Below are 6,414 nucleotides of genomic sequence, written 5' to 3' on the forward strand. Positions count from 1 at the left end.
CGTTTCCAATCTTCTTGCAGTGCGAGTGTTTGGCATCGCCAAGCACTCACACCTATCGGTTGTTCGTGTTGTTAAAGAGCAGTGCCGATCCGCTTGTTTCGTTTGCGGCGTCAGCTGAGGAGGCGAAATATACGCACTACCGACAGGGGCGTCAAGCCCGACAATACAAAAAGTACAGGCATTAGCCGCCAAAAAACAGCAAAGCAAGTTCAACTCATTGTTTTAATGCAACTTACCAACCACCGGCCCGTCAGAAAAACCCCGGCAATGGCAATCCATCGCCGGACAGGTTTTGTTCAACTACGGTAATCGGCATTAATCCGGACATAGTCATAAGAAAAATCGCAAGTCCATACTGTCGCCTCTGCTACACCACGCTCCAGCACAACCCTCACGGTGATTTCACTTTGCTGCATCACCCGCTGCCCATCTGTCTCTTGGTAGGCTGGATTGCGCCCGCCCTCGCATGCCACCAGAACATCATCCAGATAAAGCGATAGCCTATCTACATCCAGATCATGGACGCCGGCATAGCCGATGGCGGCCAGCAAACGCCCCAGATTCGGGTCAGAAGCAAAAAAAGCGGTTTTTACCAGCGGCGAACGGGCAATGGCGTACGCGATGTCCTTGCACTCAGCCACACCACGCCCACCCTCCACCTTAACAGTAATGAATTTGGTGGCCCCTTCGCCATCGCGCACAATGGCCTGCGCCAGTTCGTGCGCCAGATCAAGCAGCGCGGCCTTAAATGGTACGTAATGGGAATGGTCAACCGAATCGATCAGCGCCCCCCCTGCCTTTGCCGACGAAACAAGCATAAAGCTGTCGTTGGTCGAGGTATCACCATCAATAGAGATACAGTTGAACGACTGATCGGCAACTTCCCTGATCAATTGGTTCAATACCGGCTGCGTAATGGCGGCATCCGTCGCAATAAAGCCCAGCATGGTCGCCATATTGGGGTGGATCATGCCCGCCCCCTTGGCGATACCTGTCAGTACCAGCGAAACGCCATCCAGCACCAGTGTACGACTGGCGGCCTTGGGCGCCGTATCGGTGGTCATGATGGCCTCAGCCGCTTCTGCCCAGCAAGCCGTGCGCCGTCCGGGCAGTGCTTCGATAATCTTGCCGACCGGTAATGGCTCTAGGATGACCCCGGTGGAAAACGGCAAGATCTGCTCGGTTTGACACCCCAAATCCTCGGCGAGTGCCGCACACACTTGTAAGGCGTGTTCACGCCCGGCAGCGCCGGTGCCGGCATTGGCATTGCCGGTATTGATCACCAGCGCACGCACAGCCACCCCTTGCTCGAGATTGGCCTTGCAGATTTGTACCGGTGCGGCACAAAAGCGGTTCTGGGTAAAGACACCGGCTACGGTTGCCCCTTCATCCAGCCGGATCACCAGCAAATCCTTGCGATTGGCTTTTTTGATACCGGCCTCGGCCACCATCAACTCGACCCCGGCCACTGCCAGCAGATTTTGTTCTGCTAGCGGTTTAAGATTGACTGCCATCAAACATCTCCATAAAAAATGTTATTGGCATCGATTGTAGCGGATTTATGCTGGCCTGCGCGCTACGCCACCATCAATCAGACTGCGTCTGCTTCAGGCAAACCAATAGCGCCTCGCCATAGCGGGCCAGCTTGAGTTCACCCAGGCCATAGATACGTTTGAGATCAAATAAAGACGCCGGGCGCTTTTCAACCAGCTCGCGCAAGGTCTTGTCGGAAAAAATGGCATAGGCCGGCACATTGTGTTCATCCGCCATGCCCTTGCGCCAACGCCTAAGCGCCTGCCACACCCGCTCCTCACGCTCGGTACGCAGCCATTGCTCGCTGCTGCTGGTTTTGGCCCGGCTATCATCGGCCAAGGGGCGCAGAAAGACTTTTTCCTGCCCCTTGAGGATGGCACGACTGGCTTCCGTCAGGATCAGCGACTGCCCGTGGCTAATATCCACTTCGATGATTTTTTTGGCTACCAGCTGGCGCACCAGAGAGCGCCATGCCCGTTGCGAGTACTCCTTGCCGATACCGAAGGTGGACAGTTGCTCATGGCCGGCTTGCGTCACCTGCGCATTGCTGCGACCAAGCAGCACATCGATAACCTGACGCGCGGCATAACGCTGCCCGACCCGCCAGATACACGACAGCAGCTTTTGTACAGGCTGGGTGGCATCAAAAGTCAGCGGCGGATTGAGGCAGTTATCGCAATGGCCGCATGGCTCACTGCCCTCGCCAAAATGGGTCAGTATCAGCTGGCGGCGGCAGCCCGCGGTCTCACAGAACGCTACCATCGCATCGAGCTTGGATAATTCGACCTCTTTTTGCAGCTGGGCCGTCTCCGAATTCAAAATCATTTGTGTCAGCTGCACCATATCGTTCAGGCCATAACACAGCCAACTCGATGCCGGCAGACCGTCACGCCCTGCACGCCCGGACTCCTGATAAAAATTCTCCGGACTTTTGGGTAGATCGACATGGGCCACAAAGCGCACATCCGGCTTGTCTATTCCCATGCCAAAAGCCACCGTAGCCACCATCACAACCCCATCTTCGCGCAAAAACTGGCGCTGGTTGGCGTGGCGAGCCCCATGCGTCATCCCGGCGTGATAAGGCAGGGCATGAATTCCGTTTTGTGCCAGCCACGCGGCAAACTCCTCGACCCGCTTGCGCGACAGGCAATAGACGATGCCGGACTCGCCTTGGTGCTCGCGCTGGATATACGCCAGCACCTGTTTCTTGGCCTCGTGCTTTTCTATCACTTGATAGAAAATATTCGGTCGGTCAAAGCTGGACTTGAATACCGGCGCATCGGACAGATGCAGGTAATGCAGGATATCTGCCTCGGTTTGCGGGTCCGCCGTCGCCGTCAGTGCGATACGGGGTACGCCGGGGAAGCGCTGAGCCAAGACTCCCAGTTGCTGGTACTCGGGACGGAAATCATGCCCCCATTGACTGACGCAATGCGCCTCATCAATGGCAAACAAAGCCAACTTGAGTCCGGCCAGAAAGTCGAGAAATCGCGGTAGCAGCAAGCGTTCGGGGGCGACATACAATAATTTGAGTGTGCCATTGCTGGCTTCCTCTGCGATGAGGCGCGCGGCTTCAGGCTCGGTTGCCGAATTCAGGCAGGCCGCAGCAACGCCCTGCTCGGTCAAAGCCGCAACCTGATCCTGCATCAGTGCAATCAAGGGTGAAACCACGATGGTCAAGCCATCGCGCATCAAGGCCGGAATCTGGAAGCACAAGCTTTTGCCGCCACCGGTAGGCATCAATACCAGCGCGCTCCCGCCTTCTGCCACTTGGGAGATGATCTGGGCCTGCTCTCCCCTAAACTCGGGGTAACCGAACAGGTTCTGCAGAATATCTAGGGCTTCGCGCATGGTTTATAGCGATCGAAAAACAGGAAGGCACCCATTGTAAGCGCAAAGTGTACCCAAGCTGCCTTATGTCACGGCAAGCCGGTATACATCGGCACCTCCATGAACAGGCTGACCTCATGGCGTGAATATGCGAGACTGCACGCTATGGAGGTTTTCATGTTCAAGCATCTATTACGCAGCACCTTACTGACTACGGTCTTTCTGGCCGGTTGCGCCACCCAAAGCAGCAAACCGCTGGACAGCGGCGCGACAGGCGAACTCCGTCCGCTTGCCAACGCCGAATGGCACAACCTGGGGGTTTCCCCAAGCGGCAATATCCTGCATGAAATCGACGGGCTGAGCATCCGTAAGCTTAGGGATGGGCAATTTGCTTACCGTGACCGCAAAACCATCTTCAATCCAAGCAAAGAAAACTTTCTGAACACGCCCCGGCACAAGTTTTCGGTCAACCGCTGGCTGGTCGATTGCAAGGCACGCAATATCCGCCTTTCCGGCATGAATCTGTTTGATGAAAATGGCCGTGCAATCACCAACTACACATATAATGACAATCAAATTAGCGCTATGCCGGTTGTACGCAATTCGGCAAGCTACCAGCAATTCGAATATGTGTGCGGAACCACAGCCAGCTAAGGCGTGAGGCTCCGCCGGAACGGAGCCCATGCGCAGAGTCGTTTTCAACCAAAAAGGCGGGGTCGGCAAATCGACCATTACCGTTAATCTGGCGGCCATCGCCGCCAGCCTGGGCAAGCGGGTCTTGGTCATCGACCTCGATCCGCAAGGCAACAGCAGCCATTACCTGACCGGCGACACCGCATCCGACCCCCGTCAGGGCGCCGCCGGCCTGTTCCAGCAGATGCTCAGCATCAGCCTGTTCGGCAAAAAGACAAGCAGTTTTATCAGCGAAACCCGCTTTCCCGGCCTCTCGCTGATGGCCTCGCATCCGGAACTCGCCGAGTTGATGATCAAGCTGGAGTCGCGCTACAAGATGTTCAAGCTGAAAGAAGCGCTGGATGCACTGGGTGACGATTACGACGAAATCTGGATAGACACCCCGCCCGCGCTCAATTTCTACACCCGCTCGGCGCTGATCGCCGCCGAACGCTGCCTGATTCCTTTTGACTGTGACACTTTCTCCCGCCATGCCTTGCTCGGGCTGATGGATAGTGTTGCCGAAATCCGCGCCGACCATAATCCGGCACTGTCCATCGAGGGTATCGTCGTCAACCAATACCAGCCACGCGCCAGCCTGCCCAAGCGCATGGTCGAAGAACTGCGTGCGCAGGGTCTGCCGGTACTCGACCCGCCGCTACCGGCCTCGGTCAAGATCCGTGAGTCGCACGAGGCATGCAGCCCGATGATTTATCTGGAACCACGGCATAAATTATCCCAAGCCTTCAGCGCGCTGTATCAATCGCTAACCGCCTGACGGAAGCGCCAGTAGCGTGGCGCTTCCTTGCGCCACGCCCGGATAGTGACAGTATCGGAGACCTCGATGCGTAAGGCACCGGCCTGATCGGTGCGCAACACCCGTGCACCATGGCTTGCGACGCGTGCCAGCACCTCGGGATGCGGATGACGATAACGGTTGCGATAACCGTTACTGGACAAGGCCCAGTACGGGGACACTGCGTCCAGAAACAGGGCGCTACTGGAGGTGCGGCTACCATGATGCCCCAGCACCAGTACACTGGAACGCAAGGCGGTGCCATAGCGTTCGACCAGACGCTGCTCCTGCTGTTGCGGCAAATCACCGGTGACCAGTAAGGCCTGCTGTTGCGTCGCGACCCTGAGAACACAGCTGGCGGCATTATCATCGGCCGTCGCTTCCTGTGGCCCGGGCGCCAGCATATCAAAACGCACCCCATCCCATACCCAGCTCTGCCCCGCGACACAGGGCGCGGCCGCGATGCCATCGCCCTGCATCTTGGAGACCTGCCCGGACAGAATTCGCGACACGGGTAAAACGGCCAGCAAAGAAGGTGCCGCCCCCATATGATCGGCATCGTGATGCGACAACAGCAGCACATCCAGCCGCTGGACACCCAAGCCCTGCAATTGCGGCAATAGGATGCGTCCGGCCTCACCGGCACCGGTATCAAACAATAGGGCATGGTGCCTGGTTTGCAGTAATAGCGACAAACCCTGACCCACATCGATCAGCTGCGCACGAAAACTGCCTGCCGCGGGCAACGGGGGCTGATAACAGAATAGCGGCACCATCATCAAAGTGCCCAGCAGGCGCTGCGCCCAAGCCAGAGGCAGCAGCAGACAAAAACTGCCGGCCAGCGCCAGCAAAGTCAGCGGCCACGGCGCCGCTGGCAAGGCCAGAGAAGGGAAACGGGCGAGATAGCCCAGCACCGCAAAAAAGCCCTGCGCCGCCAGACCCGCCAACTGCAACAGCAGGCCACTGGGATCGAATAGCCCGGCCAGTGCCAAGGGCGTCACCAGCAGGCTGACCCACGGAATGGCAAACAGGTTGGCCAGAGGCGAAATGAGCGGCAACTGTCCGAAGAACCACAATAGCGGCAACGGCGACACCACCAGCACGGCCCACTGCCCGTCGATAACACGACGCCACCCTTTAAGCGGATGACGTCGCGCCATGCCGGTGATGACCAGTGCGGCGACCAAACCGAAGGACAGCCACAGCCCCGGCGCCAGCACCGCAAACGGATCGATCAGCAACACCAGCGCCAGTGCACTCCACCACACCTGAAACGGGGTAAACCCGCGCCTCAGCAACAACATCAAGCCGGCAAAGGCCAGTGCCAGTACGGTGCGCTGGGTCGGCACCGAAAAGCCGGCCAACAAGGCGTAAGCCCAGGCCGCCCCCACCCCGACCAATACACACATCATCTGCGGTGAACGGCTCAGGCGCGGCAACAGCCGCAGCAAGCCGCGCATCAGGATACCGGCCAATAGCGCGACCATGGTGACGTGCACACCGGAAACACTGACCAGATGAGTGGTTCCGGTCGCGGATAATTCGCGCCACACATCACGCGGCAAGGCGCCCTGCGCCCCGAC

General features: G+C 57.9%; 5 protein-coding genes. 2 read left to right on the forward strand and 3 right to left on the reverse strand.

Annotated elements, in window-relative coordinates; translation table 11 throughout:
• Positions 1–296 precede the first annotated feature (296 nt).
• Both argJ and recQ read right to left on the reverse strand, forming a co-directional pair.
• Positions 297–1,514, reverse strand: coding sequence for a bifunctional glutamate N-acetyltransferase/amino-acid acetyltransferase ArgJ (gene argJ / locus ACRC1E_RS03025; RefSeq protein WP_438513630.1), 1,218 nt, complete (start codon positions 1,512–1,514; stop codon positions 297–299).
• Between the two features lie 73 nt (positions 1,515–1,587).
• Entirely contained in the window at positions 1,588–3,384 is a 1,797-nt protein-coding gene (gene recQ / locus ACRC1E_RS03030; protein WP_438513631.1) for a DNA helicase RecQ, read from the reverse strand.
• 99 nt (positions 3,385–3,483) lie between these two features.
• Here recQ and ACRC1E_RS03035 point away from each other — a divergent pair, with 99 nt between their 5' ends.
• Positions 3,484–4,017 (forward strand): surface-adhesin E family protein, encoded by a 534-nt coding sequence (locus tag ACRC1E_RS03035; RefSeq protein WP_438513632.1) that lies wholly within the window; start codon positions 3,484–3,486, stop codon positions 4,015–4,017.
• 28 nt (positions 4,018–4,045) lie between these two features.
• Positions 4,046–4,813, forward strand: a complete 768-nt coding sequence (locus ACRC1E_RS03040) for a ParA family protein (RefSeq protein WP_438513633.1) — start codon at positions 4,046–4,048, stop codon at positions 4,811–4,813.
• Here ACRC1E_RS03040 and ACRC1E_RS03045 read toward each other — a convergent pair.
• The coding region (locus ACRC1E_RS03045) for a DNA internalization-related competence protein ComEC/Rec2 (protein ID WP_438513634.1) at positions 4,795–6,414 on the reverse strand (1,620 nt) is incomplete at its 5' end. The genes ACRC1E_RS03040 and ACRC1E_RS03045 overlap by 19 nt on opposite strands.

This window comes from Craterilacuibacter sp., from assembly GCF_051659485.1.
Lineage (GTDB): Bacteria > Pseudomonadota > Gammaproteobacteria > Burkholderiales > Chromobacteriaceae > Craterilacuibacter.